At 60.6% G+C, this 14589-nt stretch carries 17 protein-coding genes and 1 pseudogene; 2 read left to right on the forward strand and 16 right to left on the reverse strand.

What is annotated here, in order from left to right:
• Positions 1 to 4 precede the first annotated feature (4 nt).
• Positions 5 to 418, reverse strand: coding sequence for a hypothetical protein (locus AC1DDS_RS18490; protein WP_310410985.1), 414 nt, complete (start codon positions 416 to 418; stop codon positions 5 to 7).
• 128 nt (positions 419 to 546) lie between these two features.
• On the opposite strand from AC1DDS_RS18490, the pseudogene AC1DDS_RS18495 reads away from it, so the two are divergent.
• Positions 547 to 690: pseudogene (locus tag AC1DDS_RS18495) on the forward strand (transcriptional regulator); the annotation flags it as partial.
• A gap of 108 nt (positions 691 to 798) precedes the next feature.
• Here the strand turns inward: AC1DDS_RS18495 and folD are convergent.
• On the reverse strand, positions 799 to 1698 hold the full coding sequence (gene folD, locus AC1DDS_RS18500; RefSeq protein ID WP_477480225.1) for a bifunctional methylenetetrahydrofolate dehydrogenase/methenyltetrahydrofolate cyclohydrolase FolD: 900 nt from the start codon (positions 1696 to 1698) through the stop codon (positions 799 to 801).
• 296 nt (positions 1699 to 1994) lie between these two features.
• Here folD and AC1DDS_RS18505 point away from each other — a divergent pair, with 296 nt between their 5' ends.
• A complete protein-coding gene (locus tag AC1DDS_RS18505; RefSeq protein WP_477480226.1) occupies positions 1995 to 2888 on the forward strand; it encodes a WecB/TagA/CpsF family glycosyltransferase in 894 nt (297 codons plus the stop codon).
• Positions 2889 to 3010: 122 nt separating this feature from the next.
• Here the strand turns inward: AC1DDS_RS18505 and AC1DDS_RS18510 are convergent, their stop codons facing one another.
• The 14 genes from AC1DDS_RS18510 to rem form a co-directional block, all read right to left on the reverse strand.
• Positions 3011 to 3538, reverse strand: coding sequence for a hypothetical protein (locus tag AC1DDS_RS18510; protein WP_477480227.1), 528 nt, complete (start codon positions 3536 to 3538; stop codon positions 3011 to 3013).
• On the reverse strand, positions 3535 to 3903 hold the full coding sequence (locus AC1DDS_RS18515; RefSeq protein ID WP_310410999.1) for a hypothetical protein: 369 nt from the start codon (positions 3901 to 3903) through the stop codon (positions 3535 to 3537). Before AC1DDS_RS18515 ends, AC1DDS_RS18510 begins: the two co-directional genes overlap by 4 nt.
• A gap of 15 nt (positions 3904 to 3918) precedes the next feature.
• The gene (locus AC1DDS_RS18520; protein WP_477480228.1) at positions 3919 to 4482 is read right to left on the reverse strand and encodes a rod-binding protein; all 564 of its coding nucleotides are present in this window, start codon (positions 4480 to 4482) and stop codon (positions 3919 to 3921) included.
• Between the two features lie 224 nt (positions 4483 to 4706).
• On the reverse strand, positions 4707 to 5105 hold the full coding sequence (locus tag AC1DDS_RS18525; RefSeq protein WP_310411004.1) for a hypothetical protein: 399 nt from the start codon (positions 5103 to 5105) through the stop codon (positions 4707 to 4709).
• Between the two features lie 10 nt (positions 5106 to 5115).
• The gene (gene fliR, locus AC1DDS_RS18530) at positions 5116 to 5865 is read right to left on the reverse strand and encodes a flagellar biosynthetic protein FliR (protein WP_477480229.1); all 750 of its coding nucleotides are present in this window, start codon (positions 5863 to 5865) and stop codon (positions 5116 to 5118) included.
• Positions 5862 to 7949 carry a flagellar biosynthesis protein FlhA gene (gene flhA / locus AC1DDS_RS18535; protein WP_477480230.1) on the reverse strand — a complete coding sequence of 696 codons (2088 nt, stop codon included), beginning with the start codon at positions 7947 to 7949 and terminating at the stop codon, positions 5862 to 5864. The genes fliR and flhA overlap by 4 nt, the downstream gene beginning before the upstream one ends.
• Positions 7950 to 8061: 112 nt before the next feature.
• A complete protein-coding gene (gene fliQ / locus AC1DDS_RS18540; protein ID WP_310411014.1) occupies positions 8062 to 8328 on the reverse strand; it encodes a flagellar biosynthesis protein FliQ in 267 nt (88 codons plus the stop codon).
• Positions 8329 to 8333: 5 nt separating this feature from the next.
• On the reverse strand, positions 8334 to 8747 hold the full coding sequence (gene flgD, locus AC1DDS_RS18545) for a flagellar hook assembly protein FlgD (RefSeq protein WP_477480231.1): 414 nt from the start codon (positions 8745 to 8747) through the stop codon (positions 8334 to 8336).
• A complete protein-coding gene (gene flbT / locus AC1DDS_RS18550; protein WP_310411017.1) occupies positions 8741 to 9187 on the reverse strand; it encodes a flagellar biosynthesis repressor FlbT in 447 nt (148 codons plus the stop codon). Before flbT ends, flgD begins: the two co-directional genes overlap by 7 nt.
• Positions 9184 to 9531 (reverse strand): flagellar biosynthesis regulator FlaF, encoded by a 348-nt coding sequence (gene flaF, locus AC1DDS_RS18555; protein ID WP_310411020.1) that lies wholly within the window; start codon positions 9529 to 9531, stop codon positions 9184 to 9186. Before flaF ends, flbT begins: the two co-directional genes overlap by 4 nt.
• A gap of 38 nt (positions 9532 to 9569) precedes the next feature.
• The gene (locus tag AC1DDS_RS18560; protein WP_477480232.1) at positions 9570 to 10631 is read right to left on the reverse strand and encodes a flagellar hook-associated family protein; all 1062 of its coding nucleotides are present in this window, start codon (positions 10629 to 10631) and stop codon (positions 9570 to 9572) included.
• 4 nt (positions 10632 to 10635) lie between these two features.
• Positions 10636 to 12066, reverse strand: a complete 1431-nt coding sequence (gene flgK / locus AC1DDS_RS18565) for a flagellar hook-associated protein FlgK (RefSeq protein WP_477480233.1) — start codon at positions 12064 to 12066, stop codon at positions 10636 to 10638.
• Positions 12067 to 12104: 38 nt separating this feature from the next.
• Entirely contained in the window at positions 12105 to 13661 is a 1557-nt protein-coding gene (locus AC1DDS_RS18570; RefSeq protein WP_477480234.1) for a flagellar hook protein FlgE, read from the reverse strand.
• Between the two features lie 115 nt (positions 13662 to 13776).
• Entirely contained in the window at positions 13777 to 14448 is a 672-nt protein-coding gene (rem, locus tag AC1DDS_RS18575) for a transcriptional activator Rem (protein ID WP_477480235.1), read from the reverse strand.
• Positions 14449 to 14589 lie beyond the last annotated feature (141 nt).

The raw sequence follows: 14589 nt of genomic DNA on the forward strand, positions 1-14589 counted from the left end.
GACGTCAGCTATAGATATCCAGCGTCCGGTCCCGATGGTTCGGATGGGTGCTGTAAACGAAGATGCGGTTCATGTCCTTTTCGGCAATCAACCGCAGGAAGCGCGCCTCGACGGTATCATTGGCATGAACGCGGAGCGCGAGGCAGCCGATCATCGGAACCCGGGCGCTGACGATGTCGAGATAGAAGTTTTTCGGCAGCTTGAACCGGGTCGAAATCTTCAGCAATGCCCCGCTGCGCGAGAGCCTGATGATCTGGCAGCGGCGGGATGCAAGGTTGACGATACCGCCGTTCTCGGTGAACTCGATGCGGGCCTCGTTGCAAGTGTCCTCCATCGGGAAGGTCTTTTCCCGATCGTACATGAAGGATTCTTCCTTGTTCAGGTAGATCGAACGTTGAGGAGAAGGAGGCGTGCTCATTGCGGTATTCCCATGCCTTGCTTGCGGTGAAACGTTAGCCGGGAAAACTTTAAAATCAGATTGAGTGTTCCGCTAAAAGACGGCCAGCCGTTCTGCAATGTCATAGGATGCGGCAGCTTTTTGCGGCCGTCTTGCCGATGCTGAAACCGGAAGACTTCAGCGTGCCGCTGACAACGACGCGCTCGTCGCTGCGCGCCGCCGGATCGCGGATCGCCAAACCGCTGATCTCCCGCATCCTCAACCTGGAAGTGCGGCCGGATCAGGAGCTATAGATGATCGTCCGCGGATCGACCGGGCCGGCGCCACGGTAGCCCGGCCATCACGACCACTTGACCGGCCAGTGCGCGAGGCGGCCGACCCTCCCCGCGCCCGTCAGCAGTTCAGAACTTCGGTGCTTTGCGCCCGGACTTGCGATAGGCGGCAATGACGGTGTTGGCCATCAGCATGGCGATGGTCATGGGGCCGACGCCACCCGGAACCGGCGTGATCGCGCCGGCAATCTCCGCGCATTCCTCGTACGCCACATCACCGACGAGGCGCGACTTGCCCTCGCCCTTGTCTGGTGCCGGCACCCGGTTGATGCCGACGTCGATGACGGTGGCTCCGCGCTTGACCCAATCCGCCTTGACCATCTGCGGGCGTCCGACCGCGGCGACAAGGATGTCGGCGTTGCGGCATACGGATGCGAGATCCTTGGTGCGCGAGTGGGCCATCGTCACGGTGGCGTTGGCGTTGAGAAGGAGCGCGCCCATCGGCTTGCCGAACAGATTGGAGCGGCCGATGACGACGGCGTTCAATCCGGACAGGTCTTCCCCGTGGATGCCGCGCACCAGCACCATCGCGCCGGCCGGCGTGCAGGAGATCAGCCCACCGTCGAGATCGCCGGTTGCGAGCTTGCCGGCATTGACCACATGCAGTCCGTCGACGTCCTTTTCCGGCAGGATCGACTGGATGATCGGCTCGGAATTCAGATGTTTCGGCAGCGGCAGCTGCACGAGGATGCCATGCACCGTTTCGTCGGCGTTCAGCGTCCCCACCAGTGCGGCCAATTCCTCCTGGGTCGTCTCCTCGGGCAGCGTGTGCTGGATGGAGGTGAAGCCACACTCCTTGGCCATCCGGCTCTTGGAGGACACGTAGGCATGGCTTGCCGGATCGTCGCCGACGATAACCACCGCCAGGCCTGTCTTAACTCCGGTCTCCTGCTCGAGATTGCGGGCCGCAGCCTTGACGGCGTCAATTACGGAAGCGGCAACCTGCTTGCCATCGATAATGGTGGTCACGTTCTTCTCCCTCGCGAACTGCGCGAAAATCTAAAGGCTTCTGAGCACCGGCAATAGCCCCTTCACGCCCTATGTTGTCAAAAAACGGATAATGCAAGCGCACCAACCGGCGACCAAGTGGCGCATTGCACCGCCAGCGTCCGGCAAGCGGGCGGGAGCATCGGGCTCTACCCGGCGCGGATCTCGCGCTATGGCAAATGATTCTTGAATGCAAAGCATCGCTCTTTAGCGAGCAACTTAAGTCTGCCTTGAGGCGAAACTGGTACACGCAGTGGGAAGCCTGAAGGACACGCCCGATGACCGATCTGTTCGCCGATGACCGGACGATGTCCGCCGATCCGGCCCACCGCTCCGCCTTGCCGCGAAAGGGAGCCTCGCCTTCGGCCGAACCTCGCCTGACACCTCGGACGGCAACCGCGCTAAAGGCGTCGCAGCGCGACATCCTGGGCCTTCCGGTATGCGACCTGGACTGGGCCGACGCCTTCGACTTCGTGGCGCGCCTGGCCGAAATGCCGATCGGGCAGACGACGATCGCCTTCCTGAACGCCGATGGCGCGAACCTGATGCTGAATGATCCCGAATACCGGGATGCGCTCGAACGGCAGATCGTCCTGCCGGACGGCCAAGGCGTGGACGTGGCATCGCAGGTGATCCACGGCCGTTCCTTCCCGGCCAATCTCAACGGCAAGGACTTCGTGCCGGCCCTGCTGACCTATATGGAGGCGCCGAAGCGCGTCGCACTGATCGGCGCCGAGTGGCCAGTCCTGCTGCAGGCGGCCGAAAATCTGCGGGAACATGCGCCCTGGCACGAGTTTCACGCCGTCTCCGACGCTTTCTTCGATCGCAGCGAATCTGCAGCCATCATGGAGAAGGTGCGGAAATTGTCCCCGGACATCCTGCTCGTCGCCATGGGGAGCCCCTTGCAGGAAAAATGGATCGACCGGCATGTGGCGCCCGGCCATGTGCGGCTCGTGATCAGCGTCAACAACCTGCTTGACGCGATCGCCGGCGAAACGGAGAAAACCCCGGCACGCGTGCATCATCTCAGGTTCGCGTGGCTGTTCCGTCTGATCAAGGAGCCGCGGCTGGGCTGGTATCGCTATATCGTCGGGTACCCGCGGTTCCTGCATCATGTCGCTCGCTACAAGCTTCGCAGCCTGTTCAGCCGTCAGCGCGGCGAAAGCGCATGAGACACCCAATGCGGTGCCGGGTAATCGACGGTGCATCCGGCGCCTTCAATCAGCGGTCAACATAACGACAAACGGCGCGCGTTAACCGGCAACGCGACGCCGTTGTTTGACCGGTCGTGGCCTCAGTTTGTCGGGGATTGAGCAGCCGCACCCGTTGCAGCATCGCCCTTGACGATGTTGGTGCCTTTTCGCGCAGGTTTCGAGTTCACCTCCACGTTGGCGATGTAGTCGATCTGCTCGATGATCACCTGGTCGATGACCGCTTCACCGAAACGCTTGTTCAGGCCGTCCTTTACCGCAGCGCGAAAGGTGTCGATGTCGAAATGATCCAGCTTCTCGATATCGATCATCCGCTGTCCGACGAGCAGCGTAAAGAGCTCGTCGGTGATTGCTTCGTTCATCGGTATCACCTGTTTTGCCGCGAGCTGCGTGTTGGCAGCATAGGACAGGCGGGTGAGGAAATATCCCTTGACGGCGCCATCGGAAATCACGGGAATGGTCGCCTGACCGCCCTTGACAAGCTCCAGTGCCGCCGCGCGCGCGGCAGCCTCCTCATCGACCCTGGGTGCGGCCGCCATCTGCATGGAGAAATAGACCGACGCCAGCGTGATGGCGCAGATCCAGATGCCGGTGAGGACGAGCTTGATCACAGTTGGTACCCCAGACGGAACTGCTCCTGCGAGTAAGTGCCGTCCTCTTCCTGCTCACGCACCGCATCCTTCAGCAGTTGCACGACGGCACGAACGGCCTCGAGGTGGGCCGACACGCGTTGGGCGTTGACGGCGAGCTTCTCTCTCAGGTTCTTCAGCTGCGGACCGAAGGACGTCGGCATTTCGTCTGGCTGGACGTCGCGCGAGAGCATGGCGAGCTCATACAGGCAGCGGCTCTTGTGCGCATTCGAGGTCTGCAGATCGAAGTCGGGGTCGACGCCGATGCCGTCGTTTTCCGCGTCGACGATGTTTTCAAGCCGGTTCAGTACGGTACGGATACGGAGATCGTTCGTTGCCATGTCCATTGTTGTTTCCTCCGATCAGGATGTCTTTTTGTCGTTCTTCGTTTCACCCGGTGTCAGCTCAGCGAATGTGTTGCGCTGCAACTCCTGAACCATGGCGGTGGAAACGCGCTGGGCATTCGGGTCGATCACGGCGATATCCTCCGTGACTCGCTTCTTTTCATTGTCCTTCATGAGGCTTTCGGCGATGCCGATGCCGCCACCCTTGGAAATCACGTCGCCGATCTGCTCGGCCATCATGCCGCGCCAGATTTCACCGGCGGTACCCTTGCCGTAGATCTCTTCGCTTTCGGCTGGCAGCATGGACTTCACGAAGTTCTGCAGCACCATGGCTTCGAACTTGCGGTACGTCTCCGGGATCGCCTTGTCCCCGCCACTCACGGCTGTCGGCATGGCGGATCCGGCGGAATTGCGGTTCAAAATACTGACGGCGGCACCGAAGCCGCCGCCGGCATCGGCGAGGCTGGTCGCCTCGAAACTTGCGCGGTTCGATCTCAGCTGCGCCTGCGCTTCCTGCACCGATGCAGGGTCGGCGGCTCGCACAACGTCAAGCACCAGATCGCTGGGGGGTGAAATTGCCACGTCTCTTTGCCTCTCGGATGTGAGGAAGCCGCACCCACCGTCATGGCAGACCGCCGACCTATTCGCAGCGAAGACCGCGACACTGACCGCCAACGGAACGCCATCGTTCCGGTTTGCATGCCAACGCCCGCGGGTTTCATCCTTCGTCCTGGATTCGACTATCGCCGCCCAACCTTACGGGAGGCTGGTCATGCGCTCGCGCCAATCGGAGAGCGGCTCCTCGACTAACGTCCGCCCTCATCACCATAGGCGATGCGCTGGTCGATGAGATCGTAGATGGCATCGTCGTCGGCCTCGCGCGTCTCGAGGTCGCGAGCTTCGTGCATGCGCTCTTCCAAGCGGTCGCCTTTTGTGCGTTCGCGCACAATCCGCATCTCATGCATCTGCTGCACGCCGGCCAGCATCGTGTCCTTATGGCGCAGCTTGCCGATCTGCGCGGCATAGATGCCGGAGAACCCGCGGTGGACTGGATTGAGCGAATTGATCGCCCCGGCGACCGCATCCATGGTGTCGGCCACTTCCTGCCGTTGCTGCGTCGTCATCGCCAGATCCATTTCCGCCATCTGCTCGAGATGACGCTGAACCGTGACCAGGCGCTTGAGTTTGTCGGAACGGTTCTTCATGTCACCTCCCTCAGCGGCCTTCGAACACCGGGATGAAGCCGCTGGCAAAAATCTCCAGCAGCGAGGAGACGCCGAAGTAGAGCAGAAACAGACCGCCCAGGATGATGTAGGGCAGCGAGATGAAATAGATCGGCATCTGCGGTGCAAGCTTGTTGATCAGACCGACGGTGACGTTGAACAGCAATCCGTAGATGATGAAGGGGCTGGCCAACCGCAGCATGATGCTGAAGGTCTGCGCCAGTGTGTCGGTCAGGGTGATCAGCGCGCTTTGCGGGTTGAAGCCCCCCATCGGGATCGCCGTGTAGGAATCGACCAGTGCCCGGAAAACGATGTGGTGAAAATTCAAAGTGAACAGCACCATGAGCCCGGCGAAGCTGATGAGGTTGGTCAGCTGGTTTTCCGACGCGTCCTCAAGAATGTCTGGCGACGGCGGTGAGTTGAATCCGATCATCATCGTCAGCGACGTGCCTGCGAACTGGAGGCCCAGCACATAGTAGCGGGTGATCAATCCGATCACGGCGCCGGTCAGCGTCTCGAACAGGATCACCTCGACATAGCTGACAGTCGCCCCTTGTGTCTTCGGATAGATCGTGTCCCAGAGAATCGGCAGAACTGCCATCGAAACGGCGACCGCCAGGAACAGTCGGATCTGCATGGCGATGCGGGCCGAGGAAATACCCGGAAGTAGCATGAAACAGCCGCCGACACGGCAGAAGGCAGCGAACAGCGCCAGCACCGTGCCCTGCGGATCGGTGATCATGAGATCGAGCCGAGAATCTTGATCTCGATGCCCTTGGCAAGCTCGACATGCGAGAGGACCGGCAACGTGGCAAACAGGCGTTCGATGATCATGCGCACATAAGTCCGGGATTCGGGCGAGGTGACAAGTACGAAGGGCGTGCCGCGATCAAGAAATTCACGGATAACTTTCGTTGCCTGCTCGCTGAATTCTTCCAGCTGGCGCGGGTCGATGTCGAACTCCACGACTTCACCCTTGGCATCGCGCTTGAGTGCCTGGTGAAACACCATGTCCCAGCGGTTTCCGAGGCGCAGAACCGGCAGAACGCCGTTTTCGGCCAGATCCCCGCAGATCTGCTGGGCCATGCGAATGCGGACGTGCTCGACGATCTGCTCAGTCTTGCGCACGTGAGGCGCGAGTTCCGCGACGGCTTCAAGAATGAGATGCAGATTGCGGATCGACACCCGTTCGGCAAGCAGCAGCTTCAACACCGCCTGCAGGCCGGAGTAGGACATATGCGACGAGCAGATCTCGTCGGCCAGCTTGCGATACTCCGGATCAAGCCGCTCGATCAGGATCTTGACGTCCTTATAGGACAGCAGTTGCGGCAGATTGTTCCGGATGACCTCGGAAAGATGGGTGAGGACGACCGAAACGTTGTCGATCGGATGGAAACCCTCGCGGCGGAGATCCTCGATGAAGGTCTCCAGGACCGAAACCGCGGGCATGCCGAAGGCGGGCTCACGGATATCGTCGCCCGGAACGCTTGGCTTGCGGCCACCGCCGGTGACCACCATAACCTCACCGACGCGCACGAGGTTGGAGGCGACGGTCGTTCCATGGATGCGGATATGATACGACTTGTCGGCAATCGAAATGTCGTCGGAGACCTTGATCTCCGGGACGACGAACCCGTATTGCGTGGCGAATTTCTTGCGCATCTTTCCGACGCGGAACGCCAATTCCTGGTGGGCTCCGAGGAGGCGTGTCGAAACCTGCTTGCCGAGCAGGAGTTCGATCTCGGCGGTCTTTAGCGCCGACTTGACCGAGTCCTTGTCGGCGTCCTTTGCCTGCACGGCATTGGTTGCCTCCTGCTCGCGCCGCAGCCTGTTCTCCTCCTCCTGCCGGCGCGGAATGATCCAACCGCCGAACGCCATGACGCCGCCGAGCACCATGAACGGAAAGAAGGGCAGCCCAGGCATGACCGCCAGAAGCATCATCAGACCGGCAGCGACGAGCAGGGCGCGCGGGTAGCCGCTCAGTTGGTCGACAACGGCCTTGTCCGTCGAGCCCGGCGCACTTCCACGCGAAACGAGCAGGCCGGCCGCGAGCGACACGATCAGGGCGGGGATCTGCGACACGACGCCGTCGCCGACCGACAGCTTGACGAAAACATCGGCCGCCTCGCCAACTTCCATGCCGTGGCGGAAATAGCCGATGATGATCCCGCCGAAGATATTGATGGCCGTGATGATAAGGCCGGCGATCGCATCGCCGCGAACGAACTTGGACGCACCGTCCATCGAGCCGAAGAAGGAGCTTTCGTCCTCCAGCTCGCGCCGGCGATGCTGTGCCTGCTTCTCATCGATCAGTCCGGCGGACAAGTCCGCGTCGATCGACATCTGCTTGCCGGGGATGGCATCGAGGGTGAAGCGGGCGCCGACTTCGGCGATGCGGGTCGCACCCTTGGTGATGACGATGAAGTTCACCGTGATCAGGATCAGGAAGACGATCAGTCCGATGACGAAATCGCCCGACATGACGAGGTTGGCAAAACCGGCGATGACGCCGCCGGCCGCATCGTGACCCTGGTGGCCGTGCGAGAGGATCACGCGGGTGGTGGCGATGTTGAGCGCCAGCCGGATCATCGTCGCGATCAGAAGGATCGTTGGAAAGGACGAGAAGTCGAGAGGTCGCTGGATCCAGAGCGAAACCATCAGGATCAGAACGGAAAAGGCGATCGAGAACGCCAGCCCCATATCGATCAGGAACACCGGTATCGGCAGGAACAGGATCGAGAGAATGGCGACGATGCCCATCGCAAACGCGACGTCCCGACCGCTCGGATTCACCTTGGGAATGGAGAGTGATGGTACCTGTGCCATATTCGTCCCGTCTCGTCATGAGAGGCGCAGCCCGCAGGAGCCGCCATGCTGCCCGCAGTGGTAGCGCGCGAAACTTGCGCGAGGGTGGCAGCGGGGGACGAAGTCTAAAAGCTCAGAAGCCGGATTCGATCCGGGAGAAGATGACATCGCTGAAGATGGAGATCTGCGCCCCGATGAAGGGCGCCGAGAGCGCGACCGTCACGAAGACCGCAAGAATCTTTGGGACGAAGGTCAGGGTTACTTCCTGGACCTGCGTCAACGCCTGGATGAAAGCGATGCTGACGCCGACGACCATGGCCGCCAGAACCGCAGGACCGGACGCGACGATCACGGTCCAGATGGCGGCTTGGGCGATATCGAGGGCGTCGGCCTCATTCATTTCGGTCAGCTCACTTTCACGCCGGGGCCGATGACAAGCTTCTTGCCCGACTCAAGCGTCGCAACGATGCCGTCGGTATACAACGTCACTTCCTTGACGACACCAGAAATCTGGCCGTCGTCGCTGGTCACGGTCCGTCCGATCACAGAATTGGCCTCCTGGAGAGCCGTGCGCTGCAGCATACTCTCGAGGTTCTTGTTCGTCTTGATCGTCTGCTCGACCTGCGAGAAGGTCGCGAGCTGCGCCATCTGCTGGGTCGGATCCATCGGCTCCGTCGGATCCTGGTTCTTCAGCTGGGCGACAAGCAGCTTCAGAAAGCTCTCGTAGTTGAGCGTGGCCTTGTTGGAGTCCGACCCGGACTCCATGCCCGATACGGTCGGCGTGTAACCGTTTCCTGCGGCTCCGACCGGCGTCACCATATGGCGATCTCCTTGCGGATATGCTCGATCGTCGCCGGCGTCATTTCCTGGTTGTTGAGGATGCGATCCTCGATCGGATAGAGAGCGCGGATGGCCTTCAGCGCTTCAAAGGCACGCCCCTGCGTGACCAGACCGTCGATCCGCTTCAGCTCCGCCAGCACTTCCTCGTTTTTGAAGCAGTTGAGGAGCATGATCACCGACTTGCGGAAGATCGTCGTCGACTGCTCGGCGCCTTCCGGATTGATCAGGATCATCTGCGCGATGAAATAGAGCTGGCGCAGCGGCGTCGTCGCCTGCTCGGGCTGGAGGACGTGGTTTTCCAACAGGAAGGTGACATCGTTCAGGAACTCGAGCGCAACCTTGCGGTCAACCCGCAGGACCGCCCCGTTCACGAAGATACGCTCGCCCGACTTCAGTGAGATCCGCAATGTGCTTTTCATTTAATGCCATCCCTGATGATGGTTGTTATGTCGATGATCCCCTGGAAATTGGCCGACTCGCGCTTACGGATGCGTTCGACCTCCCCCAAGATCCAGAGGGCTATTGAAATTAGATTGGCACGCAGCTCCTGGTCGAGCTGGTTCTCCGGGTCCCCGAGATCCTCCACGAAGCGGATCCAGACGCGGCGCGTATAGTAGACCGCCTCAATGGCATCCCTGCCGTAGCTTTCGCTTTGCTGCGCCCGCCGCAGGAGATCGATTGAGCGATCGAGAACCTGCCGCTCCCGGCTTCTGGAGGTTTCAACGCCATCCTCCATGATCTCAACGTATGAGAACTGGTACATTCAGACACCCTTCATGTTTGTCGTCGCACCTCTGATCATCAGAGGTAGTTCACCAGGCTCATGTTCTGCAATCGGCCCGTCAGCGTGTAGGCCAGCGACAGCTGGTTTTCGAGAGTCGTGATGCGGGTTGCGGTCTCGTTGGTATCGACCTTTTCGAGATTGTTGATGCTCGTCGTCATGATCTTGGTTTGCGCCTCGAGCGAGATGTTCGCTTGCTTGACGCGTGCCTCCGATACACCGAGCGTGGTGCGCTCGCCGTCGATGCCCGTGATAGCGGAGCCGATGAACTCCAGCGACTTGTCGCTGACCGTCTTGCGGACCGCCGTGCTGATATTCAGGTTCAAGAGCTCGTAGCCGATCACCGCACCGAGCGCGAACTTGCGCATGCCGTCGGTATTGGCATTGGTCGAACTCTGGATGACCTCGGAGGTGCTGATCCGGCTTGCCATGTTCTGGCTGGACGCATTCGACCAGTCGGTTGCCCAGGTTCCTGCAGGCGAAGTGTCCATGAACCTGGTCTCGAGGTCGTCGATGAACGCCGACATCTGCAGATCGGTGATGTTTGCCGTTTGCGGATCCGATGGCGGAAAGCTGAAGAAAGCGGAGAAAGCACTGTCGAAGGCTGTTTTCGCCGTAGAACCGGCGGCGAGGTAATTGTTCACCGGCATGACATCGGTATTGATGCCGGCAAAAAGATACTCACCGCTGAAGGATGTGTTGGCGGCATTGGTGAAGAGCGTCAGCGCACCGGCGAAGCTCTCCTTGGTCTGGTTGAGCTGGGTTTGCGTTTCCGTGCCGGCAAACGTGATCAGCGTTTCCTGCACCTGCTTTGCCGCTTCGGAGATGTTTCCAAGCGCCAGCTGCGAGGCGCTGAGGCGCTGCTTTGTCAGCGAGTTCGTACTTAGCAGCGACTCAAGGCGCTGCAGGTCGCGGTGGAGATTGAGCGTGCGGGCGGTCTTGGCGCCCAGAACGGCGCCGACGTCGGCATGCCGGCCGGTGACCGTCTCCTTCTGCTTCTGCATGAGCTCCGTCTGCGCCTCGGCGATGGTCCGAAGCAGAGTGCTCTGCATGGTCATGTTGGATACGAACGACGTCTTCATGTGCTTAGCCTGCTGCCTGGAGGAGCGCGGTCATCATCTCGTCGACTGCCGCGACCAGTTTCGCCGAAGCCTTGTAGGACTGTTCGAGATCGAGCAGCAGCGCCAGTTCCTCGTCGAGGCTGACGGCCGTCACACTCTTCAGTGCATCCTGTGTCCGCGACAGAAGTGCGGACTTGTCGTCGTTGGCCGTTACCGCCGCACTGCGCAACTGCTCTACCCAGCCGATCGAAGCGGTCGAGAAGTTCAGAATGTTCGCCGTCGGATTGACACCGGTCGAGACGTCAAACGTCATGTCCGTCTCGAAGGCAGCGGCGTAGCCTTCCAGCAATGTCGAGAAGCTCGCGTCGTTGGCGGTGTTCTGGCTCACGTTCACGCCGTCGCGAAGCGCCAGCGGGTTGCCACCCTTCGCCGTAATCACCAAAGGGTTGACGATGATCGAAGCTGCCAATCCATCCTGCAGCGCACCCGGAACGACAGTTGACTGCGTGGTACCGTTCATCCAGGCGAAGAGGCCGGGCTGACCAGCGTCCTGGAACATCGAGATGAGCCCACGCGCGAGTTCGTCGAGCTGCGTCTGGAACGTGGGGGTGATGTCGTCACGCAGTTGCAGCAGTGCCGCCAGTGTCCCTTGGGCGCTGGTGTTGCCGCCTTGGCCCGCCGGCACTGCGACGCCCTCGATGTAGACCTTGTTGCCCGCCAGTCCGGCCGTGAACGTCGCGGTTGGGACGAACGTGACCGAGCGCGGATACGTCTCGAACAGGACCGTTCCGTCGCTGGTATAAAGGGCCATGTCGTTGTTGGTACGGACCAGCGTGCTGACCCCGACGATCTCGGAGATCTGCGTCAGAAGCCTGTCGCGCTGATCGAGCGCGTCGTTCACGTCGGTACCGGCGGCCGTGCCAGCCTTGACCTGATCGTTATAGGTCTTGAACTCGGCAAGCAGGCGGTTCAGTTCGTTGACGGCAGTCCCGATGTCCGCATCCGCTTCCGCGCGCATCTTCTGGATGGCCTGGCTGGAAGAATTCAGCGAGTTGGCGACGTCGGTCGCGTTCGCAACGACCGTCTCCGCCAGGGACCGCTCGCTCGGCTTGTCCGCGAACGCCTGAAGGTTGTTGCGCAGGACCGACATCAGATTGGCGGCCGACAGCTCGTAGTCGCCGCCGAGCATCATCTTCATGCGCTCGAGACCGGCCAGCGTCGTGTCCTGCGCGGCGGACTTAGAGATGCTCAGCAGATTTTGCTTCTGGAGTGCTTCGTTCTGCGCGCGGAAGGTCTGGACGACCGTCGAGCCGTTGGCCGACGAGGCGAGAATTGCGGCACGTCGGCTGTATGCGGGGTTGCTTGCGTTCGCAACGTTTTTCGATGCCACGGCGGTTTGGATCGCGGTATTCGAAAAGCTGGACTGGGCAATCTTGATTGCCGTTGAAAGCGACATCGTATCAACCTAACGTTCTATTGCAGCACCCGTTCTCGTCAACGCTTGAGGTTGACGAGGACGTCCATCAGTTCGGAACCGGTCTGGAAGACCTTCGAGTTGGCAGTGTAGTTGCGCTGCGCCTCGATCATGCTGGTCAGTTCCTCGGCAATATCGACGTTGGAGTCTTCGAGCGCGCCAGAGAGGATCGAGCCGTAGCTGCTGTTGCCGGCATACCCCATGACGATGACGCCGGAATCGTTGCTCTGCGAGTAGACGTTGCCGGGCAGCGGCTTCAGGTTGTCCGGGCTCTGCACGTTCGCCATGGCGATGCGGTACTTCGGCTCCAGTTCGCCATTGTTGTACTTCAGCGAGACGACGCCGTCGGCGCTGATCTCGTAGCCGATCACCTTGCTGGCCGAGTTGCCGTTGATCTTGCCGTTGGAGACGTTGAAGTCGGAGGCGAGCTGCGTCGTGCCGCCGATGCTGATGTCGAGCGGCGCAAGCGTTGCGCCGTTGATCGTCAGCCCCTGCGTCCGCAGCGACGAAGGATTGAGCAACTTGCCTGCCGCGTCGAAGGTCAGGGTGACAGGACCGCTGGCATTCGCGGCGTTGCCGTTGACGATGGCGGATGCCGACGAGGCACCGGTCTCCTGCGTGAGGGAGCTGAAATCGATGCTGAGCGCGCCGAGCGGGGGAGCTGCCGTCGTCACCATGGGGCCGCCGGACGTCAGTTTGCCGGCCGCATCGAACGTCAGGTTGACGGGAGCGCCGAGGGAGGTCGCTCCGTCGAAGACTTCGACGTCCCAGGTTCCTGGTCCGGTATTGGTGTAGTTGTACGTCAGCGTACGGGCGGCGCCGGTGCTGTCGTAGGCGGTCGCGGTATGCGTGAAGCTCGCGCTGGCTGGATCCAGGTTCCCGAGCACGCTCGATCTTGTCGAAGCCTGCATCGGCTGGTTCATCACGGAGACGCCATTGTACTTGACGTCCACCGTCCAGGTGTTGTCGGCCGCCTTGGTGTAGACGTAGTCGAGCAGACGGGTGTTGCCCTGGCTGTCATAAGCGACCAGCGAGGTGGTCTTAGAGTAGCCGACCGGCGCGTTCGAGGGCAGGTTGGCGTCAAGAGCTCCTGCGGTGGATCCCGTTGCGGTCAGCGATCCCGAAGCGAGATTGATCTCCTTCAGTCCGTCGAAACCGTTGACGACGATCGTCGGATCGTCGGTCGAGGAATACTCATAGCCCATCAGCTTGAAGCCGGCCGAATTGACCATCGAACCGTCGTCCATGACGGTGAAGGCGCCGGCGCGGGTCAGGTATTCGACGCCGTCGGCACCGGTCACGATGAAGAACCCCTGGCCGTTAATGGCAAGGTCGGTGGCCGACGTCGTGTAGGTGAAGGTCCCCTGCTGCGAGATCGAGTAGCGCACGTCCGTGGTGACGCCGCCCGAATTGTAGGCGCCGCCGGTGGTAGGCAGGATCAGCGAGGAAAACTGCGTCGAAGCCTTCTTGTAGCCCGTGGTATTGGCGTTTGCGATGTTGTCAGCAACCGTGCTCAGGCGGTTTGCCTGGGCATTCATGCCGGAGACGCCGGTTCTCATGGTTCCGTAGAGGCTCATACTGATTCCTCGCTATTTCGAATTGTCGCTGAAAGTATTGTGCGGGCCTTGCGTGAGGCTGTCTGTGGCTTGTGATGGAAATCACAATGCGGGCCGGAAACCGGCCCGGCCAAAATCAGCTCCAGTCGATGCAGTAGCCGAGGAAGCGCTTCGAATCGATCGGATCGAAGCCAAGCTTCTTGCGCAGCTTCTTGCGCAGCTTGCTGATGTGGCTCTCCACGACGTTTTCTTCGACGTCCTCATCGAAGATGCCGTAGATGGCGTTGAAGATCTGCGTCTTGGACAGGCGTCGGCCACGGTTTGCGACCAGGTATTCGAGGATGCGACGCTCGCGGCGCGGCAGGGGGAACACGGCGCCGTTGATCTCCGGATCGCGACCGTCCGAAAAGACACGGATCGGGCCGATGTCGGTGAAGTTCGCGATCGCCTTCAGGCGCCGCCGGATTGCCGCGGCACGCGCCAGGATTTCACGGGGATGGACCGGCTTGCGCACGACATCGTCCACACCGCAGTCGAAGAAGGCCAACGTGGTCTCCAGCGAAGGACTGTCGCTGACCGCGATCACCGGCGCCTGGGAACGGTCACGGATCGCCCGCGGCAGATCCAGCATTTGCTGTCCCTGCCCAATTAGAAAGGCTTCTACCGCATCGAGATCGGTATCCGCCGCCGAAATGACCCATTCGCCGAATTCCTTCGGGTCAAATCCAGTCGAGGGCACGCCCTCGCGCCCAAATAGAGAAGTATAGCCGTCCTTAACGAGCTCGCGCTCATCAACCACTACGATCATTCGTCCGCCTCCGAATCAGTGTGGTGCTTCGTTGGAAGAGTGGTACGAATCGAGCGAATCAGCGGCAATTAGATAAAATCATCTGAATTTTTTAATAATTGATTAACCACTTCGTAGTGATTTGATCTACATCTAGTGGGT

The sequence above is a fragment of the Mycoplana sp. 10N416 genome (assembly GCF_056394765.1).

Excerpts from the sequence above, each read along its gene's own strand:
- AC1DDS_RS18525 (WP_310411004.1), bottom strand. The coding sequence starts at position 5,105 with ATGAAGAACCGTTCCGACAAACTCAAGCGCCTGGTCACGGTTCAGCGT.
- flgK (WP_477480233.1), bottom strand. The coding sequence starts at position 12,066 with ATGTCGCTTTCAACGGCAATCAAGATTGCCCAGTCCAGCTTTTCGAAT.
- flaF (WP_310411020.1), bottom strand. The coding sequence starts at position 9,531 with ATGTACCAGTTCTCATACGTTGAGATCATGGAGGATGGCGTTGAAACC.
- flhA (WP_477480230.1), bottom strand. The coding sequence starts at position 7,949 with ATGGCACAGGTACCATCACTCTCCATTCCCAAGGTGAATCCGAGCGGT.
- flbT (WP_310411017.1), bottom strand. The coding sequence starts at position 9,187 with ATGAAAAGCACATTGCGGATCTCACTGAAGTCGGGCGAGCGTATCTTC.
- fliR (WP_477480229.1), bottom strand. The coding sequence starts at position 5,865 with ATGATCACCGATCCGCAGGGCACGGTGCTGGCGCTGTTCGCTGCCTTC.
- flgD (WP_477480231.1), bottom strand. The coding sequence starts at position 8,747 with ATGGTGACGCCGGTCGGAGCCGCAGGAAACGGTTACACGCCGACCGTA.
- AC1DDS_RS18560 (WP_477480232.1), bottom strand. The coding sequence starts at position 10,631 with ATGAAGACGTCGTTCGTATCCAACATGACCATGCAGAGCACTCTGCTT.
- rem (WP_477480235.1), bottom strand. The coding sequence starts at position 14,448 with ATGATCGTAGTGGTTGATGAGCGCGAGCTCGTTAAGGACGGCTATACT.
- AC1DDS_RS18570 (WP_477480234.1), bottom strand. The coding sequence starts at position 13,661 with ATGAGCCTCTACGGAACCATGAGAACCGGCGTCTCCGGCATGAATGCC.
- AC1DDS_RS18490 (WP_310410985.1), bottom strand. The coding sequence starts at position 418 with ATGAGCACGCCTCCTTCTCCTCAACGTTCGATCTACCTGAACAAGGAA.
- AC1DDS_RS18505 (WP_477480226.1), top strand. The coding sequence starts at position 1,995 with ATGACCGATCTGTTCGCCGATGACCGGACGATGTCCGCCGATCCGGCC.
- AC1DDS_RS18515 (WP_310410999.1), bottom strand. The coding sequence starts at position 3,903 with ATGGACATGGCAACGAACGATCTCCGTATCCGTACCGTACTGAACCGG.
- fliQ (WP_310411014.1), bottom strand. The coding sequence starts at position 8,328 with ATGAATGAGGCCGACGCCCTCGATATCGCCCAAGCCGCCATCTGGACC.